Source organism: Pseudomonas sp. F2 (assembly GCF_057174385.1).
Window position 1 is genome coordinate 2,068,337 of record NZ_CM169904.1, and the last position, 18,386, is coordinate 2,086,722.

Sequence of the window (18,386 nt, forward strand, 5' to 3'; positions counted from 1 at the left end):
ATGAACGATCACAACAACAATATTCAGTTGGAAACCGCCATGACCACGACCACCATGACCATGATCCAGGCCCTGCGCTCGGCCATGGATGTGATGCTTGAGCGTGACGACAATGTGGTGGTGTTCGGGCAGGACGTCGGCTACTTCGGCGGCGTGTTCCGTTGCACCGAAGGCCTGCAGACCAAGTACGGCACCTCGCGGGTATTCGATGCACCGATCTCCGAAAGCGGCATCGTCGGTGTGGCGGTGGGCATGGGCGCCTACGGCTTGCGTCCAGTCGCCGAAATCCAATTTGCCGACTACGTTTACCCGGCTTCCGACCAGATCATTTCCGAAGCCGCGCGCCTGCGTTATCGCTCGGCCGGCGAGTTCACCGCGCCGATGACCCTGCGCATGCCCTGCGGCGGCGGCATCTACGGCGGCCAGACCCACAGCCAGAGCATCGAGGCGATGTTCACTCAGGTGTGCGGCCTGCGCACCGTGATGCCCTCCAACCCATACGACGCCAAAGGCCTGCTGATCGCCTCCATCGAAAACGATGACCCGGTGATCTTCCTCGAGCCAAAACGCCTGTACAACGGCCCGTTCGACGGCCACCACGACCGCCCGGTAACCCCGTGGTCGAAACACCCGCAAGCTCAGGTGCCGGACGGTTACTACACCGTACCGCTGGACGTCGCCGCGATCACCCGTCCAGGCAAGGACGTGACCGTGCTGACCTACGGCACCACCGTGTATGTTTCGCAAGTGGCTGCCGAAGAATCCGGCGTGGATGCCGAAGTCATCGACTTGCGCAGCCTGTGGCCGCTGGACCTGGACACCATCGTCAAATCGGTGAAAAAAACCGGGCGTTGCGTGGTGGTACACGAGGCCACTCGCACCTGCGGTTTCGGCGCCGAGCTGGTAGCGCTGGTGCAAGAGCATTGCTTCCATCACCTGGAAGCGCCGATCGAACGCGTCACCGGTTGGGACACGCCCTACCCGCACGCGCAAGAGTGGGCGTATTTCCCAGGGCCGTCCCGAGTGGGCGCGGCGTTGAAACGGGTCATGGAGGTCTGAATGGGCACGCACGTTATCAAGATGCCGGACATCGGCGAAGGCATCGCAGAAGTAGAGCTGTCGCAGTGGCACGTCAAGGTCGGTGATCTGGTCGTTGAAGACCAGGTGCTGGCGGACGTGATGACCGACAAGGCAATGGTCGATATTCCGTCACCGGTCCACGGCAAGGTGATTGCCCTCGGCGGTCAGCCGGGGGAAGTGATGGCGGTCGGCAGTGTGCTGATCAGCATCGAAGTGGAAGGCGCCGGAAACCTGAAAGAGTCCGCCGCGCCAGCACCGGTTGCTGCGAAAGAGCCGCCTGCTGCGCCGAAAGTTGAAACGGTTGCCGAGAGTAAACCTGCCGCCGCTGCCGCACCGCGTCCGGCGCCAGTGTGCCAGGGCCCGATGGTTGCCCGCGAAGCCGATGAACGTCCGCTGGCCTCGCCGGCCGTGCGCAAACATGCGCTGGATCTGGGCATTCAATTGCGTCTGGTCCGCGGCACTGGCCCGGCCGGTCGCGTGTTGCACGAAGACCTCGAAGCCTATCTGGCGCAGGGGCAGTCGAACGCTTCGGCACCGGTCGCCGCTTACGCCCAGCGCAACGACGAAGAACAGATTCAGGTGATCGGCATGCGCCGCAAGATCGCCCAGCGCATGCAGGACGCCACCCAGCGTGCCGCGCACTTCAGCTACGTCGAGGAAATCGACGTCACCGCCATCGAAGAACTGCGCGCGCATCTGAATGAGAAACACGGCGCCAGCCGGGGCAAGTTGACCTTGCTGCCGTTCCTGGTGCGCGCGTTGGTCGTGGCCCTGCGCGACTTTCCGCAGATGAACGCCCGTTACGACGACGAAGCCCAGGTCATCACCCGCCTTGGCGCGGTGCATGTCGGCGTCGCCACCCAAAGCGATGTCGGCCTGATGGTGCCGGTGGTGCGTCACGCCGAGGCGCGCAGCCTGTGGGACAGCGCCGCAGAAATCTCGCGTCTGGCCAATGCCGCCCGCAATGGCAAGGCCAGCCGCGACGAGTTGTCCGGCTCGACCATCACCCTGACCAGCCTCGGCGCCCTTGGCGGCATCGTCAGCACGCCGGTGCTGAACCTGCCGGAAGTGGCCATCGTCGGCGTGAACAAAATCGTCGAACGGCCGATGGTCGTCAAAGGCCAAGTGGTGATCCGCAAGATGATGAACCTCTCCAGTTCCTTCGATCACCGCGTGGTCGATGGCATGGACGCGGCGCTCTTCATCCAGGCCATTCGTGGTCTGCTCGAACAACCCGCGACCCTGTTTGTGGAGTGACGCCATGCAAACCTTGAACACCACGCTGCTGATCATTGGCGGCGGCCCCGGCGGCTACGTCACGGCGATTCGCGCCGGGCAACTGGGCATCTCGACGATTCTGGTCGAAGGCCAATCGCTCGGCGGCACCTGCTTGAACATCGGCTGCATTCCGTCGAAAGCGCTGATTCATGTCGCCGAGCAGTTTCACCAGACTCAACACCACAACCAGCATTCGGCACTGGGCATCAGCGTTGCCGCGCCGACCCTCGACATCACTAAAAGCGTCGAGTGGAAGGACGGCATCGTTGATCGCCTGACCACCGGCGTCGCCGCGCTGCTGAAAAAGAACAAGGTCCAGGTCATCCATGGCTGGGCCAAAGTCATCGACGGCAAAACCGTGGAAGTCGGCGACACGCGGATCCAGTGCGAACATCTGGTGCTGGCCACCGGTTCGACCAGCGTCAACCTGCCGATTTTGCCGATTGGCGGGCCGATCATCTCCTCCACCGAAGCGCTGGCACCGAAAGCGGTACCCAAACGTCTGGTGGTGGTCGGCGGCGGTTACATCGGTCTGGAGCTGGGCATTGCTTACCGCAAGCTCGGCGCCGAAGTCAGCGTGGTCGAGGCGCAGGATCGCATCCTACCGGCCTATGACGCCGAGCTGACGCAACCGGTGCACGAAGCGCTGAAGCAACTGGGCGTGAAGCTCTATCTCAAGCACAGCGTGCTGGGTTTCGACGGCACTCTGCAGGTGCGTGACCCGAACGGCGACACCCTCAATCTGGAAACCGATCAGGTGCTGGTGGCCGTCGGTCGCAAGCCGAATACGCAGGGCTGGAACCTCGAAGCGCTGAATCTGGATATGAACGGCTCGGCGATCAAGATCGACAACCGCTGCCAGACCAGCATGCGCAACGTCTACGCCATCGGCGACCTGAGCGGCGAACCGATGCTCGCGCACCGCGCCATGGCCCAGGGCGAAATGGTTGCCGAACTGATCAGCGGCAAGCACCGCGAATTCAATCCGACCGCCATCGCCGCCGTGTGCTTCACCGACCCGGAACTGGTGGTGGTCGGCCAGACCCCGGACGAGGCCAAGGCTGCCGGGCTGGACTGCATCGTTTCCAGCTTCCCGTTCGCCGCCAATGGCCGGGCGATGACCCTGGAATCGAAAAGCGGCTTCGTGCGCGTAGTCGCGCGTCGCGACAATCATGTGATTGTCGGCTGGCAGGCGGTCGGAGCAGGTGTTTCCGAATTGTCGACGGCGTTTGCGCAAAGCCTGGAAATGGGCGCGCGCCTGGAGGACATCGGCGGCACCATCCATGCGCATCCGACCCTGGGTGAAGCGGTGCAGGAAGCGGCGTTGCGGGCTTTGGGGCATGCGCTGCACCTTTAAAGATCAAAAGATCGCAGCCTGCGGCAGCTCCTACAGGGGGTTGCCGATTCTGTAGGAGCTGCCGCAGGCTGCGATCTTTTCAGCGATGGACAAGGGTTTTTCATAAGCAGGCTAATAAATCTGCTTTTCCCCCCATCGTCCGGGCTGCGAAACCGCTCCAGAATGAAGTATTGTTGTGCCCATCCAAAAAAACGTCAGAAGCCTTGAACCGTTTCGACGGTTGTTCAGTGATAGAGGGTGTCATGGGTAACGAAAGCATCAATTGGGACAAGCTGGGTTTTGACTACATCAAGACCGACAAACGCTATCTGTCGTACTTTCGCAATGGCGAGTGGGACAAAGGCACCCTGACCGAAGACAACGTGCTGCACATCAGCGAAGGCTCGACGGCCCTTCATTATGGCCAGCAGTGCTTCGAAGGCCTGAAGGCTTATCGTTGCAAGGACGGCTCGATCAACCTGTTCCGTCCCGACCAGAACGCCGCGCGCATGCAGCGCAGCTGCGCCCGCCTGCTGATGCCGCACGTATCGACCGAGCAGTTCATCGAAGCGTGCAAAGAAGTGGTTCGCGCCAACGAGCGCTTCATCCCGCCATACGGCACCGGCGGCGCGCTGTACCTGCGTCCGTTCGTGATCGGCGTGGGTGACAACATCGGCGTGCGCACCGCGCCAGAGTTCATCTTCTCGGTATTCGCGATCCCGGTCGGCGCCTACTTCAAGGGCGGCCTGACCCCGCACAATTTCCAGATCTCCAGCTTCGACCGCGCTGCCCCACAAGGCACCGGTGCGGCCAAGGTCGGTGGCAACTACGCCGCCAGCCTGATGCCGGGCTCCCAGGCCAAGAAGGCGCACTTCGCTGACGCCATCTACCTGGATCCGCTGACCCACAAGAAAATCGAGGAAGTCGGTTCGGCCAACTTCTTCGGGATCACCCACGACAACAAGTTCGTCACCCCGAACTCGCCCTCCGTACTGCCAGGCATCACCCGCCTGTCGCTGATCGAACTGGCGAAAACCCGTCTGGGCCTGGAAGTGGTGGAAGGCGACGTGCTGATCGACAAGCTGTCGGACTTCAAGGAAGCCGGCGCCTGCGGTACCGCTGCGGTGATCACCCCGATCGGCGGCATCAGCTACAACGACCACCTGCACGTGTTCCACAGCGAAACCGAAGTCGGCCCGGTCACCCAGAAGCTCTACAAAGAGCTGACTGGCGTGCAGACCGGCGACATCGAAGCGCCAGCGGGCTGGATCGTCAAGGTTTGATCTGACGGCTGCAGATGCACAAAAGCCCCTCATCAAGTGATTGATGGGGGGCTTTTTATTGGAAGCAAGATCAAAAGATCGCAGCCTGCGGCAGCTCCTACACAGATCTCCTGTAGGAGCTGCCGCAGGCTGCGATCTTTTGATTTTCTATTTCAGCGCAATCCGTTTGCCGCCTCGCGCAGCGATCCCGCTGGCCTGACCATTCTGTTGCTTGCCCGTGCGCGCCTGGGTAATCAATCCGGGAATCAACTCCCCTTCCGGCAGATTCTTCCAGAAACGCACCGGTAAGTGCCCTTGCATGACCTTCTCGTTCAACCGCGCCGGGTTGAAGATGTGGCTGTAGTACGTCAGCCACAACTCGCCGTGCGGGTCATCGACGTTCTGCGCCAGTTGCTGCCATTCCAGCGGGCATTGGCGTTGATGGATCAATTGCTCGCCATCGTAATAAACCCCGTCACGCGGCGTGGCGATCAACCAGCGATGCCGGCCCATGCGCCCGATGAAATGCTCGCTGGCGCTGTGCAGGATGTCGTGGGCCGGCTCGTGCCATGCGACGTATTGCGGGCCCGGCTGATCCTTCGGGCGCTCGATGAAACGCACGAACGCATGCAAATGGTGGGCTTCACGCTGTACCTGCTTGATCCGCCGCTGCAACTCGCTGCCGAGTTTATCGCCGGCCATCATCGCCGTGCGGTCGCCGTGGCTGACCCGCCACAGCACTTCATACAACAGACTCCAGCGCTGGTCGCCCCGGTAGCGTGCGGCTTGCTCCAGGGTATCAAGCAATGCGCGAGGGATGCGCGCCTGAAACGGCCCCTGCCTCTCCGGCACATGTACGTCACTGGCAAACAGATCGCTCACCCCTTCCGACGCCCAACTCACCAGACTCGGGTCGACTTCATGGCTGAGCAGCCAGCGCGCCTGCTGACGCCAGGTGTCGAACAGGTCGTCGCAATCGAGATTGATCATCCCCACAATCCCATCTGTTGCGGCTGCGGCCGGTCGCGCAGTTGCTGATAGAGCATGTGGCTGGTGACTTCAGCCTGCTGCGGGTGGTAGTCGCTGGTGATGATGAAGGGCTTGGCCTTGGCCAGCACACAGCGCATGCGCGCCACGTCTTCGTAGCGGATGCGCCGTTGCTGGCGCAATTGCACCAGACGTTCGGTGGTACGCAGGCCAATGCCCGGGATGCGCGCGATCAGCGACGGCTCGGCGCGGTTCAGGTCCAGCGGAAACACTTCGCGATTCTGCAGCGCCCAAGCCAGTTTGGGGTCGATGTCCAGCGCCAGATTACCCGGGCCCTTGAGCAACTCATCAGCGTTGTAGCCGTAGCTGCGCAAGAGGAAATCGGCCTGATACAGACGGTGTTCGCGCATCAGCGGTGGCGCGGCCAGCGGCACGCTTTTCGGACTGTCGGGAATCGGACTGAAGGCCGAGTAGTAGACGCGGCGCAAGCGGTAGTTGCCATACAGCGACTGAGCGCTGTGCAAGATCGTGCTGTCGTCGGTGTCATCGGCGCCGACGATCATTTGCGTGCTCTGCCCGGCGGGAGCGAATTTCGCCGAACGCGGTTCGTTGAGCACCGTTTGCACGCCGGTGTAAATGGTGCTCATCGCCTGCTTGATCGAACCGATCTGTTTCTCCGGCGCCAGGGTTTGCAGGCTGGCATCGGTGGGCAATTCGATATTGACGCTGAGGCGATCGGCATAACGCCCGGCCTCCTCGATCAATGCCGGATCGGCCTCGGGAATGGTCTTGAGGTGAATGTAGCCGCGAAACTCATGCTGTTCGCGCAACAGCTTCGCCACGCGTACCAGTTGTTCCATGGTGTAGTCCGCCGAGCGGATGATTCCGGAACTGAGAAACAGCCCGCTGACACAGTTGCGCCGGTAGAAATCCAGGGTCAGCGTCACCACTTCCTCGGGGGTGAAGCGTGCACGCGGCACATCGCTGGAGCGGCGGTTGACGCAGTATTGGCAGTCGTAGAGGCAGAAATTGGTCAGGAGAATCTTCAGCAACGACACGCAACGACCGTCCGGCGTATAGCTGTGGCAGATGCCCATGCCGTCGGTCGAACCCAACCCGCTCTTGCCCTCGGAGCTGCGCTTGGGCGCACCGCTGCTGGCGCAGGAGGCGTCGTACTTGGCGGCGTCGGCGAGAATGCTGAGCTTGTCGATGATTTGCATGGCGAAGACCCTGTACTGGTTATACGTACAGTATCGAGTCTGTCGGATTGGCACAAGGTGCAAAACGGGATCAAAAGATCGCAGCCTTCGGCAGCTCCTACAGGGACTGGGCAGGGCTGAGAATTATCGGGTGTACGCGATTACTGTAGGAGCTGCCGCAGGCTGCGATCTTTTGACCTTCGCGTCTAACGGCAACTCAAGACCAAACCGCGTACCCATTGCCTTGCGCCCCGCCACGGTCAGTGCCAACGCCCGACTGTCAAGATCCTGCGTCACCCACTTGCGTTTCAACGCCATCTGCAACAACGCCGCGCCCAACGAACCGCCCAGATGCGGCCGACGCATGCTCCAGTCCAGGCACGGGCAAGCGAACTTGCGGCGCAAGGTACTCAAGTCCTGCACCTCAATACCCAAGCCCACGAACAGCGCCTCGCCACTCTCGCTCAAGCGATAAGCCCGCTCGTCGGTTTCCACCAGCCATCCCGCCGCGAGCAAACGGTCATGCAGCAACACCGCCAGCGTGCCAGCCATATGGTCATAGCAGGTGCGCGCGAATTGCAGACGATCTGGAGTGTGCGGCTTGAAGCTCGGCGCGGCGTTCTGGCCGATCACCATCAACGCTTCCAGCGCCTGCGCCACCCGTTGATCGGCGAGGCTGTAATAACGATGGCGGCCCTGCACGTGCAGGCGCACCAGCGACAGATCCTTGAGTTTGGCCAGGTGCGCGCTGGCGGTAGAGGCGCTGACCTCGGCAACGGCGGCCAATTCAGTGCTGGTGCGGGCGTGGCCGTCCATCAGCGAGCAGAGGATTTTGGTGCGTGCCGGTTCGGCGATGGCGGCTGCCACCTGCGAAACGCCGATGTCTTGATGTTCTGCGTGCATATTTCGTTCCCCGACGAATCGTCCTCGCTGCGAACTGAAGATACTCGCATCACTTTCCCGACGACAAGGCTGTGCACCATGGACCCGATCATCGCTGCGACGCATGCCGATCCCTACCCTTACTACGCCAAACTGCGCGCTGAGGGCGGACTGACCTTTGATCATGGCTTGAAACTGTGGGTCGCCAGCAGCGCCCGAGCGGTGCGTGCGGTGCTGACGCATGCCGATTGCCGGGTGCGGCCGCTGCAGGAACCGGTGCCCAAGGCGATTGCGTCGGGGCTGGCTGGCAAGGTGTTCGGACAGTTGATGCGGATGAACGATGGCGAGCGTCAGCGCTGCCCACGCTCTGCGGTGGAACCGGCGCTGCAGTTGATCGATGACGATCAGGTACGCGCATTGGTGGCAGCACGGCTGATGACAGCGGACGCGGACGGCTTATATAAGGCGATGTTTCGCGGCCCGGTGTGTGTGGTCGCGACGCTGCTCGGCTTCACCCCGACGCAAGGTCGGGCGATCAGTGAGCTGACGGCGGATTTCGTCGCCTGCCTGTCGCCGCTGAGCAATGACCTGCAACTGGCGGCGGCGCATGCGGCGGCTGAGCAATTGCGCGGTTACTTCATCGAGTTGCTGGCTGAAGCCAACAGCGATTTGCTCCAGGCGATCGAGCAGCGATTCGCGGGGGACAAAGAAACCCTGATCGCCAACCTGATCGGACTCTGCTCGCAGACATTTGAGGCGACAGCCGGGCTGATCGGCAATGCACTGATTGCGTTACGGCGTGAACCTGAGTTGCGCGATGCCTCTGTGGACGCACTGTTGGCCGAGGTTCAGCGCTTTGATCCGCCGGTGCAGAACACTCGGCGCTTTGTCGCACAGGCTTGCGAAATCGATGGCGTGCGGCTCGAGGCTGGCGAGGTGATTCTGGTGCTGCTGGCCTCGGCCAACCGCGATCCTTTGTTAAATGCAGAGCCCGAGCGGTTTCTGCTGGATCGACCTGACCGGCGCAGTTTCAGCTTTGGCAGTGGCCGGCATCAGTGTCCAGGGCAGACGCTGGCGCTGAGCATTGCCGCTGCGACTGTCAGAGAAATCCTTGATCAGGGCGTGAATCTGCAACAACTGACGTGGCATTACCGCCCATCGCTCAATGGGCGGATTCCACTGTTCAGCGCAGTGCAGCCTTAAGCGCTGCGCAACTCGATGGTCAGGTGCGACAGTTCATGCACCGGCGCCAGCCGTTCGCGAATCACCTCCGCCGTCACGCCCGCCGCCGCGACCGCACTGACAATCGCCGCCCGCGCCTGCGGGCCGACCTGCCAGACATGCAGATCGCTGATGCGCACATCGTCGGAGGTTTCCAGCAACTCGCGGATCTCCGCCGCCACCGGCTCGTCGGTGGTGTCGAGCAGCACCGCGGCGCTGTCGCGCATCAGGTTGTAAGCCCATTTCGCGATGACAATCGAACCGACAATCCCCATCGCCGGGTCCAGCCATACCCAACCGAGATAACGCCCGGCCAGCAACGCGGCAATCGCCAGCACCGAGGTCAGGGCATCGGCCAGCACATGGACGTAGGCCGAGCGCAGATTGTTGTCGTGATGGTGATGATGATCATGACCGTGGTCATGCTGATGGCCGTGGTCATGGCCGTGATGGCCCATCAACAGGAAGGCGCTGAGGACGTTTACGCCCAAGCCGACAATCGCAATAACAGTGGCTTCGCCAAACGCCACGGTGGTCGGTTCGAACAAACGAAAAATCGACTCGCCGGCAATGCCCAGCGACACCAGCCCCAGCACCATCGCCGAAGCGAATCCGGCCAGATCGCCGACTTTGCCGGTGCCGAAACTGTAGCGGCGGTTGTTGGCATTGCGCCGGGCAAAACCATAGGCTGCCGCGGCGATACCCAACGCGCCGGCATGGGTCGCCATGTGGAAACCATCGGCCAGCAGGGCCATGGAGCCGGTGATGTAGCCGGCGGCAATCTCGCCGATCATCATCACCAACGTCAGCGCCACCACCCACAAAGTGCGGCGGGCATTTTCGTCGTGAGATGCGCCGAGAAACTGGTGATCGTGGCTAAAACGCTCAGCGCTTGGGGTCAGGCTCATGATGCGGATGCTCTATTTGGAATAACGGTGGATGGCTTGCAACAGATCTTCGGCGCCCTGGGCCCGCTGTTCGTCGGTGAGGTCGGGATGCGCCACGTGCTCACGGGTGTGGGCCTCGATGAACTGCTCCATCAACCCGTTGACCGCCCCGCGAATCGCCGCCACCAGGTGCAAGGTCTTGGCGCAATCGGCATCGCCTTCCAGCGCTTTCTCCACCGCCTGCACCTGCCCGGCAATCCGCCGCACGCGGTTGAGCAACTCGTCTTTGTGTTCGTGAATGTGCGACATACCTATACCCCCTACCCCTATATGGCGCGCATAGTCGCCGATGGCTTGGGCAATCGCAAGTTCGGTGAGCCTTCAAGGGATGAACGGGATGCGGAAAGCGATTTCACTCCCCCTGTGGGAGTGAGCCTGCTCGCGAAAGCGGTGGACCTGCTAGTTGCACGGCAGTCGAAATCCGGATCCGATCCGGATCGATGGATCTTGGGGTCGCTTCGCAACCCAGCGGGAGCAAGCTACCTCGCCACAAGGAAAACGGCGCAAAGGAGAATTTCACATGACCAATAAAACAGATGCCCACGTCGTCGCATAAGTCGCCATGGGCCTCAATGAGCGGGATCGGCACCGGGCGCAGAACGCGATGGCAATGGTGACCTGAGTAACCGTGACGAGGGGGATCGCGAAGCGATACCTCAAGAAGGCCTGCTGCGCAGTCCATCGGGGATAAATCCCCTCGCCACAGGTTACATGGAAATTGATTGATCGGCGGTTGCCCGCCTCAATCCTCCCGCGTCAAAACCTCCAGCAACTCAATCTCAAACACCAGATTCGAATTCGGCGGGATCTTGCCCATCGTTCGTTCGCCGTACCCCAGATGCGCCGGCACCAGCAGTTTGCGCTTGCCGCCGACCTGCATGCCCATCAGCCCCTGATCCCAGCCCTTGATCACCCGGCCCGTGCCAATCACGCACTGGAAAGGTTTGCCTCGGCTGTGGGAAGAGTCGAATTCGCTGCCGTCTTCCAGCCAGCCAGTGTAGTGGGTGGTGATCAGTGCACCTTTGACGGCAGTCTTGCCCTCGCCCACCTGGAGATCGATTACCTGCAGTTCATCATTCATGCCATTCACTCTATTGTTCAGCTGGTCGCCGTTTTCCCAGAAATGTCGGCTGTTCGCAACTCATTAACGAAGATTGGCGCTGTATCCGAAGTGACTGACAACCCATTAAGATAGCCAACCGCCATTACTTCACGGATCGATTGTTCATGCTGGCAGTTCCCGAATGACTGACCTCTGGATCAGCCTTGCCCTTGGCGTTGTCATGCTTGGATTAATCGTCGTCCTGATCTGGCGCGAGCACGATTTGCGCAAGCAACTGGACGAATACCGCGAGCTGCTGACCCGCGCCGCCGAACGCCAGAATATCCACCAGGACGGTGACGCCGAGCGTTTCAAACGCAGCCAGTACTTTGCCCGCATCGGCACTTGGGATTGGGAAGTCGACACCGACCGGCTGTATTGGTCGGACGCGATCTACGGCATGTTCGGGTTCAAGATCGGCGAAATCACCCCGTCTTATGCGCTGTTCTGCGCCTGCGTGCACCCGGACGACCGCGTCAGAGTGCGCGAGGGTGAATTGCGCTGTCTGGAGACCGGTGAAAACCACGATGAGGAATACCGCGTGGTCTGGCCCGACGGTACGATTCGCTGGCTGCGGGAAACCGGCAATGTGGTGCGCAACGACCACGATGCGGTGATCAAGATGATGGGCGTGGTGCGCGACATCACTGAGGAAAAAGCCTCGGCCAGTTACCTTCAGCACCTCGCCCACTTCGACCCGTTGACCGGTCTGCCCAATCGCCTGGTGCTTGAAGAGCGTTTATCCGAAGCACTGGAACAGGCGCGCCGCAGCCTGACCCGCGTGGCACTGGTGTTTATCGATCTCAATGGCTTCAAGGCGATCAACGACCATTACGGTCACGCCGCCGGCGACCGCGTGCTGATCACCACGGCGACGCGTCTGAAACGCATCCTGCGCGCCACCGACACCGTCGCACGGATTGGCGGCGACGAATTCGTGGTGATCCTGCAAGGCCTGGCCCCGAGCCTCAACCTGCAGGACGAAGCCCGCAGCATCTGTCAGAAGATTTTCATCGAACTGTCGCCGCCGATCAGCATCGGCAACGACCAGCGCCACATCGGCACCAGCCTTGGCGTCGCGGTATTTCCCGACCATGCGCCGACCATGGACCGACTGCTGCACATTGCCGACCTGGCGATGTATGAGGCCAAGCGCAGTGGGAATAATCAGTATCGATTGGGGGGCGAGAGCCCTGCGCGGCTGCACGCCCAGGGCCTCTGAGTCCGGGAATTTAACGCTCGACAGGCTGCATCTCGACAATGGTGCCGTTGGTGATCATGACCATCACGTACTTGTCGTTGATCTGCACCCACTGCGCCTGGTCGACCGGTGCTTTCAAGCCTTTCTGTTTCCAGTTTTTCAATGCTTTGTCGCTGCGCTGATAAATGTCTGGAGCGCGGTCGTTGACCTTCAATTCACGGTCGCTGGTCGGCGACTGGACGGTGGGTTCGCTTGAGGTTTGCGCCGCTTGAACAAGTGGGCTGATCCCGGCAATGCCGGCGACGAGGGCCAGACTGGCGATTAGGGTTTTGCTGTTCATCGGTGAACCTCCTTCAGATGTGTGATACCTGAACTCCGACTGCGGAGGACTGGAATCATTCCTTGTTTTTTGCGTGGACTGGCCGGGGATTGTAGTTGTCTGTGAGGCCGCTATCGCTGGCAAGCTAGCCCCCACAGGTTTTCTTGGTGTTGCAGGAACAGCGGGTACACCGCAAAAACGGTGGGAGCTGGCTTGCCAGCGATGGCGTCGGCACATTCAGCCTCTTGATTACCTGACACACCGCTTTCGCGAGCAGGCTCGCTCCCACAGGTTAGACGTGTTTTCAGGATTGATCCGCTTTGCGCATCAATCCATGCCAACAATGCAATTAACATCCTGTTACAGCTGCGCGACCATCCGCCGCAATAACAACCGTGCGCCGCTTCCACGTCGCGCACGTCATAAAAGCGGTGGAGATTTTTCTATGACAGCCTCAATCCCACACGGCGGCTCGCGGGCCGGCGCCATTTTCCGGGTGACCTCGGGCAACTTCCTCGAACAGTTCGACTTCTTTCTGTTCGGCTTCTACGCCACGCAGATCGCGGCGGTGTTCTTCCCGGCGAGCAGTGAGTTCGCTTCCCTGATGATGACCTTTGCCGTATTCGGCGCAGGCTTTCTGATGCGTCCGCTGGGCGCTATTGTGCTTGGCGCCTATATCGACGACGTCGGTCGTCGCAAGGGGCTGATCGTCACCCTGTCGATCATGGCCAGCGGCACGATCCTGATTGTGCTGGTGCCCGGATACGAGACCATTGGTCTATTTGCGCCAGCGCTGGTGTTGGTCGGACGGCTGTTGCAGGGTTTCTCCGCCGGTGCGGAACTGGGTGGTGTTTCGGTGTACTTGTCGGAAATCGCCACACCGGGCCGCAAAGGCTTTTTCACCGCTTGGCAGTCAGCCAGTCAGCAGGTCGCGATCATCGTCGCGGCAGCATTGGGCTATGCGCTGAACGCGTGGATGGCGCCGAGCGTGGTGGCCGATTGGGGCTGGCGGATTCCGTTTTTCGTCGGCTGCCTGATCGTGCCGTTCATCTTCCTGCTGCGCCGTAACCTGGCGGAAACCGAAGAATTCGCCGCACGCAAACACCGCCCGAGCATGAAGGAAGTGTTCCGCACCCTCGGCCAGAACTGGGGCGTGGTACTCGGTGGCATGTTGATGGTCGCGTTGACCACCACCGCGTTCTACCTGATCACCGTGTACGCGCCGACCTTCGGCAAAACCGTGCTGCACCTGAGCACCTCCGATGCGTTGCTGGTGACTTTGCTGGTGGGCGTGTCGAACTTCTTCTGGCTGCCGATTGGCGGCATGTTGTCCGACCGCATCGGCCGGCGTCCGGTGTTGATTGCGATGTCGCTGCTGGCGCTGGCCAGCACCTACCCGGCGCTGTCTTACCTGGTGCAGGCGCCGAGTTTCAGTCACATGTTGCTGTCGCTGTTGTGGCTGTCATTCATCTACGGCATGTACAACGGCGCAATGATTCCGGCGCTGACCGAGATCATGCCGGTGGAAGTGCGGGTGGCCGGCTTCTCCCTCGCCTACAGTCTGGCGACCGCGATTTTCGGTGGTTTCACCCCGGCGATGTCGACCTTCCTGATCCAGTACACCGGCGACAAGGCCGCGCCGGGTTACTGGATGAGCGTCGGCGCACTGTGCGCGTTGGGCGCCACGTTGTACCTCTATCGCCGCGCAGGCGGCCGTCTGCAACCGGTTGCCGCATAAGGAGCAACACCTTGAAAAAACTGATCAATTTCACCGCCATCGCCCTCTTCGCGTTCAGCGCCCTGGCCCATGCTGAACAGCTGAACGTGATGACGTCGGGCGGTTTCACCGCCGCCTACAAAATCCTCGGCCCGAAATTCGCGGCGGCCACCGGCAACACCCTCGACACCCAGCTCGGCCCGTCGATGGGCAAGGCGCCGGAAGCGATCCCCAACCGCCTCGCCCGTGGCGAACACGCCGACGTGGTGATCATGGTCGGCTATGCCCTTGATGATCTGATCAAACAAGGCAAGGTCGACCCGGCCTCGCGGGTCGAACTGGCGGATTCGCGGATCGGTCTGGTGGTGCGTGAGGGCGCGCCGAAGCCGGACATCAGCAGCGTCGAAAGCCTGAAGAAAACCCTGCTCGACGCAACATCGGTGGCGTACTCCGACAGTGCCAGCGGCGTGTACATCGAGAAGGAGTTGTTCAACAAACTCGGTATCGAGGAGCAGCTGAAACCGAAAGCGAAGATGGTCCCGAAAGTCCCGGTCGGTTCAGTGGTTGCCACCGGCGATTATCAACTGGGCTTCCAGCAGGTCAGCGAATTGCTGCCGGTGCCGGGGGTAGGTTTTGTCGGCAAGATTCCGGAATCGGTGCAGTCGGTGACGCGTTTTGCCGCCGGCATCCCGGTCGGTGCGCAGCATCCAAAAGAGGCCAAGGCCCTGCTCGACTACCTCGCCGCGCCTGCCGCTCAGGCTGACGTACAGGCCACCGGGCTGGATTCGGTCAAGCGCTGAGCGTCGGCGGCTGGACTTTCATTTCCACCACCAGCCGTTCCAGCTCCAGTGCTGCCGGGGTCAACGTGCGACCCCGGCGCTTGATGATGCCGACACTGCGCATCACTTGCGGATCGGTCAGCGGCACCCGGGTCAGGATCGGATGATCCGGCCCGGGCATCGCCATCAGCGGCACCGCCGCCACGCCAAGCCCCGCTTCCACCAGACCAATCATCGTCGTCACATGCCGCGTCTCGCAGATGCTCTGGCGTTGCGGCACCACTCGGCTCAAGGCCTGATCGAGCAGAAACCGGTTGCCGGACGTCTTGTCCAGCGAGATGTAATCCTGCTGATAGAACTCGTCCCAGCTCACGCTGCTGCGCCCGGCCAACGGATGATCACGGCGACAGGCGACAACGTAGCACTCCTGCACAAGCGGTTCGAAATCGACTTTGGCATCCTGTGTGCCGATGAAGCTCAAACCGAAATCCGCCTCGCCATTGACCACCGCACTGAGCACGTCGTGGGCGCTGGAATCGAGGACTTTGACCTTGATGCGCGGGAATTGCCGGTGATAACGGGCGACCACGCGCGGCATGAAGTAGTACGCCGCCGACGGCACGCAGGCCACGGTGACGTGGCCCATTCGCGTCGAAGCGACTTCGCTGATGCCCAGCAACGCCACATCCAGATCGTCCAGCAAACGCTCGACGCTGGGCATGAAGCCGCGCCCGGCCTGAGTCAGGCTGACTTTGCGCGTGGTGCGTTCGAACAGTTTTACGCCGAGGGCGTCCTCCAGCTTTTCGATGCGACGGCTCAAGGCCGGTTGTGACAGGCGCACGGTGTCGGCGGCCTTGCGGAAGCTGCCCTGTTCGACCACGGCGCGAAAGGCTTGCAGGTCGTTGAGATCGAAGTTGATGGCCATGGCGGACTCGGAAAGACTGATTCGCGAAGGCTATCAATGTAACTATTTGATGCAAATTATTACAGACTTACACTGAACCCTGTAGGAGCTGCCGCAGGCTGCGATCTTTTGATCTCCGGAATCAAGATCAAAAGATCGCAGCTTGCGGCAGCTCCTGCAGCGGATCTTCGATGGATCTTGAATCGTTTCAGCCTTTATCCTTGTCACCCCCGCCGTACCGCTGTCAGGAGTCAACCCATGCCCCATGAAGGCAACCTGTTACAAGCCGCTGTCGTGTTTCTGTTCGCCGCAGTGCTCACCGTGCCCTTGGCCAAACGTCTGCAACTGGGCGCGGTGCTCGGTTATCTGTTGGCGGGGGTGATCATTGGCCCGTCGGTGCTCGGTCTGATCGGTAATCCGCAAAGTGTCGCGCATATTTCCGAACTGGGCGTGGTGCTGCTGTTGTTCATCATCGGCCTGGAACTGTCGCCACGGCGCTTGTGGGTGATGCGCAAATCGGTGTTTGGCGTGGGCTTGGCGCAGGTGCTGCTGACAGCGGCAGTAATCGGCGTGCTGGCGTTGTATGTGTTCGGTCAGCCGCTGAACAGTGCAATTGTCCTCGGCCTTGGCCTGGCGCTGTCGTCCACCGCATTCGGCCTGCAGAGCCTGGCCGAGCGCAAGGAACTCACCAGCCCGCACGGGCGGCTGGCGTTTGCCATTCTGCTGTTTCAGGACATCGCCGCGATCCCGTTGATCGCGCTGGTGCCGATGCTCGCCGGCAGCGCGCATGCCACCAGCAACGCGGAAAGCCTGAATCACGGTTTGCAAGTACTCGGCGGAATCGCCGTGGTGGTGGTCGGCGGGCGTTATCTGTTGCGTCCGGTGTTCCGCGTGGTGGCAAAAACCGGTCTGCCGGAAGTGTCCACCGCCACCGCATTGCTGGTGGTGATCGGTACGGCGTGGCTGATGGATCTGGTCGGCGTGTCGATGGCCCTCGGGGCTTTCCTCGCCGGCCTGTTGCTGGCGGACTCCGAATATCGGCATGAGCTGGAAGCGCAGATCGAGCCGTTCAAGGGCTTGCTGCTCGGGCTGTTTTTCATCAGCGTCGGCATGGGCGCCAACCTGAGTCTGCTGCTGAGTGCGCCGATCACCGTGCTGGGCCTGACACTGTTGCTGATCGGCTTGAAGTTGCCGCTGCTGTTTGTGGTCGGGCGCCTGGCCGGTGGGCTGACCAAGGTCAGTGCAATTCGCCTGGGCATCGTGCTCGCCGCCGGCGGTGAATTTGCCTTTGTGGTGTTCAAGATCGGGCGCGATCAGGGCCTGTTCGAACCGCGCCTGTATGACCTGCTGGTGCTCACTATCACCCTGTCGATGGCGTTGACGCCGTTGCTGCTGTTGATCTGTGCGCGGCTGGTCAGCCCGAAAGTGCAGCCGGTGGAAGTACCGGAGAAATTCCGCGAAATCGATACCGAGGCACCGCGCGTGGTGATCGCCGGCATGGGCCGGATGGGCCAGATCGTGGCGCGGATTCTGCGGGCGCAGAACATCAAGTTCGTCGCCCTCGACACTTCAGTGGAAACCATCGAACTGTCGCGCAGTTTTGGCGGCGTGCCGGTGTTCTATGGCGACCCGATGCGCCCGGAAATCCTCAATGCGGCAAAGGTTGGCGAGGCGGAATACTTCGTGATTGCCACGGACGATCCGGAAACCAACATCAAGACCGCCGAGATCGTGCGCAAGCTGTATCCGCACATGAAGATCATCGCCCGCGCACGTAACCGTCAGCACGTGCACCGCCTGGTGGATGTCGGCGCCGAGCCGATTCGTGAGACCTATTACTCCAGTCTGGAAATGAGCCGCCGCACCCTGGTCGGCCTGGGTTTGACCCAGGCTCAGGCCGATGCGCGGATCAAGCGCTTCAAGCACCACGACGAGCAGGTGCTGGAGGCGCAGCACGCCGTTTACGACGACGCGGCCAAAGTCCTGCAGACCGCTCAGGAAGCCCGCGCGGAACTGGCGCGGCTGTTCGAATCGGATCAACTGGAAGAGGAAGCGCGCAAGGCCTGACCTCCTTGCACAGATCCAAACTTCAGGCCGACAGCACCGACGCCTTCGCGGGCAAGCCCGCTCCCACAGGTTTTGTGAACGACCGAAAACCCTGTGGGAGCTGCC

At 61.3% G+C, this 18,386-nt stretch carries 17 protein-coding genes; 9 read left to right on the forward strand and 8 right to left on the reverse strand.

Features of this window, described 5'->3' with window-relative positions:
• The 4 genes from AC193Q_RS08945 (at window position 1) to AC193Q_RS08960 (ending at window position 4,977) form a co-directional block, all read left to right on the forward strand.
• Entirely contained in the window at window positions 1-1,059 is a 1,059-nt protein-coding gene (locus tag AC193Q_RS08945) for an alpha-ketoacid dehydrogenase subunit beta (protein ID WP_041073339.1), read from the forward strand.
• A complete protein-coding gene (locus AC193Q_RS08950; protein ID WP_047293593.1) occupies window positions 1,060-2,337 on the forward strand; it encodes a dihydrolipoamide acetyltransferase family protein in 1,278 nt (425 codons plus the stop codon).
• Between the two features lie 4 nt (window positions 2,338-2,341).
• Window positions 2,342-3,715 carry a dihydrolipoyl dehydrogenase gene (gene lpdA / locus AC193Q_RS08955; protein ID WP_121186021.1) on the forward strand — a complete coding sequence of 458 codons (1,374 nt, stop codon included), beginning with the start codon at window positions 2,342-2,344 and terminating at the stop codon, window positions 3,713-3,715.
• A 242-nt stretch (window positions 3,716-3,957) separates the two neighbouring features.
• Window positions 3,958-4,977, forward strand: coding sequence for a branched-chain amino acid aminotransferase (locus tag AC193Q_RS08960; RefSeq protein WP_047293591.1), 1,020 nt, complete (start codon window positions 3,958-3,960; stop codon window positions 4,975-4,977).
• A gap of 147 nt (window positions 4,978-5,124) precedes the next feature.
• Here AC193Q_RS08960 and AC193Q_RS08965 read toward each other — a convergent pair whose 3' ends face one another.
• The 3 genes from AC193Q_RS08965 to AC193Q_RS08975 all read right to left on the reverse strand — a co-directional run bounded on the left by AC193Q_RS08965 (window position 5,125) and on the right by AC193Q_RS08975 (window position 8,045).
• Entirely contained in the window at window positions 5,125-5,946 is an 822-nt protein-coding gene (locus tag AC193Q_RS08965) for a TIGR03915 family putative DNA repair protein (protein WP_121186023.1), read from the reverse strand.
• Window positions 5,943-7,163 carry a putative DNA modification/repair radical SAM protein gene (locus tag AC193Q_RS08970; RefSeq protein ID WP_047293587.1) on the reverse strand — a complete coding sequence of 407 codons (1,221 nt, stop codon included), beginning with the start codon at window positions 7,161-7,163 and terminating at the stop codon, window positions 5,943-5,945. The genes AC193Q_RS08965 and AC193Q_RS08970 overlap by 4 nt, the downstream gene beginning before the upstream one ends.
• 123 nt (window positions 7,164-7,286) lie before the next feature.
• Window positions 7,287-8,045: an ArsR/SmtB family transcription factor gene (locus AC193Q_RS08975; protein ID WP_095668922.1), complete on the reverse strand. Its 759-nt coding sequence runs from the start codon at window positions 8,043-8,045 to the stop codon at window positions 7,287-7,289.
• 78 nt (window positions 8,046-8,123) lie between these two features.
• Here AC193Q_RS08975 and AC193Q_RS08980 point away from each other — a divergent pair, with 78 nt between their 5' ends.
• Window positions 8,124-9,227, forward strand: coding sequence for a cytochrome P450 (locus tag AC193Q_RS08980; protein ID WP_047293583.1), 1,104 nt, complete (start codon window positions 8,124-8,126; stop codon window positions 9,225-9,227).
• Here AC193Q_RS08980 and dmeF read toward each other — a convergent pair.
• The 3 genes from dmeF to AC193Q_RS08995 all read right to left on the reverse strand — a co-directional run bounded on the left by dmeF (window position 9,224) and on the right by AC193Q_RS08995 (window position 11,273).
• Entirely contained in the window at window positions 9,224-10,153 is a 930-nt protein-coding gene (dmeF, locus tag AC193Q_RS08985) for a CDF family Co(II)/Ni(II) efflux transporter DmeF (protein WP_047293581.1), read from the reverse strand. The genes AC193Q_RS08980 and dmeF overlap by 4 nt on opposite strands.
• A gap of 12 nt (window positions 10,154-10,165) precedes the next feature.
• On the reverse strand, window positions 10,166-10,441 hold the full coding sequence (locus AC193Q_RS08990; RefSeq protein ID WP_121186025.1) for a metal/formaldehyde-sensitive transcriptional repressor: 276 nt from the start codon (window positions 10,439-10,441) through the stop codon (window positions 10,166-10,168).
• A 493-nt stretch (window positions 10,442-10,934) separates the two neighbouring features.
• The gene (locus AC193Q_RS08995; RefSeq protein ID WP_121186027.1) at window positions 10,935-11,273 is read right to left on the reverse strand and encodes an FKBP-type peptidyl-prolyl cis-trans isomerase; all 339 of its coding nucleotides are present in this window, start codon (window positions 11,271-11,273) and stop codon (window positions 10,935-10,937) included.
• Between the two features lie 163 nt (window positions 11,274-11,436).
• Between AC193Q_RS08995 and AC193Q_RS09000 the strand changes: the two genes are divergently transcribed.
• Window positions 11,437-12,516 carry a sensor domain-containing diguanylate cyclase gene (locus AC193Q_RS09000; protein WP_121186029.1) on the forward strand — a complete coding sequence of 360 codons (1,080 nt, stop codon included), beginning with the start codon at window positions 11,437-11,439 and terminating at the stop codon, window positions 12,514-12,516.
• Window positions 12,517-12,526: 10 nt separating this feature from the next.
• Here the strand turns inward: AC193Q_RS09000 and AC193Q_RS09005 are convergent, their stop codons facing one another.
• Window positions 12,527-12,835, reverse strand: coding sequence for an RcnB family protein (locus AC193Q_RS09005; protein WP_027613230.1), 309 nt, complete (start codon window positions 12,833-12,835; stop codon window positions 12,527-12,529).
• A gap of 424 nt (window positions 12,836-13,259) precedes the next feature.
• Between AC193Q_RS09005 and tcuC the strand changes: the two genes are divergently transcribed.
• Together tcuC and AC193Q_RS09015 are read left to right on the forward strand one after the other, a co-directional pair.
• Entirely contained in the window at window positions 13,260-14,552 is a 1,293-nt protein-coding gene (gene tcuC, locus AC193Q_RS09010) for an MFS transporter (RefSeq protein WP_041073363.1), read from the forward strand.
• A gap of 11 nt (window positions 14,553-14,563) precedes the next feature.
• Window positions 14,564-15,331, forward strand: coding sequence for a substrate-binding domain-containing protein (locus AC193Q_RS09015; RefSeq protein WP_121186032.1), 768 nt, complete (start codon window positions 14,564-14,566; stop codon window positions 15,329-15,331).
• Here AC193Q_RS09015 and AC193Q_RS09020 read toward each other — a convergent pair.
• Window positions 15,321-16,235, reverse strand: a complete 915-nt coding sequence (locus tag AC193Q_RS09020) for a LysR family transcriptional regulator (protein WP_121186034.1) — start codon at window positions 16,233-16,235, stop codon at window positions 15,321-15,323. The genes AC193Q_RS09015 and AC193Q_RS09020 overlap by 11 nt on opposite strands.
• Before the next feature lie 237 nt (window positions 16,236-16,472).
• Here AC193Q_RS09020 and AC193Q_RS09025 point away from each other — a divergent pair, with 237 nt between their 5' ends.
• Complete coding sequence (locus AC193Q_RS09025; RefSeq protein ID WP_047293571.1) at window positions 16,473-18,281, forward strand: monovalent cation:proton antiporter-2 (CPA2) family protein; 1,809 nt, start codon at window positions 16,473-16,475, stop codon at window positions 18,279-18,281.
• The last annotated feature ends 105 nt before the right edge of the window (window positions 18,282-18,386 follow it).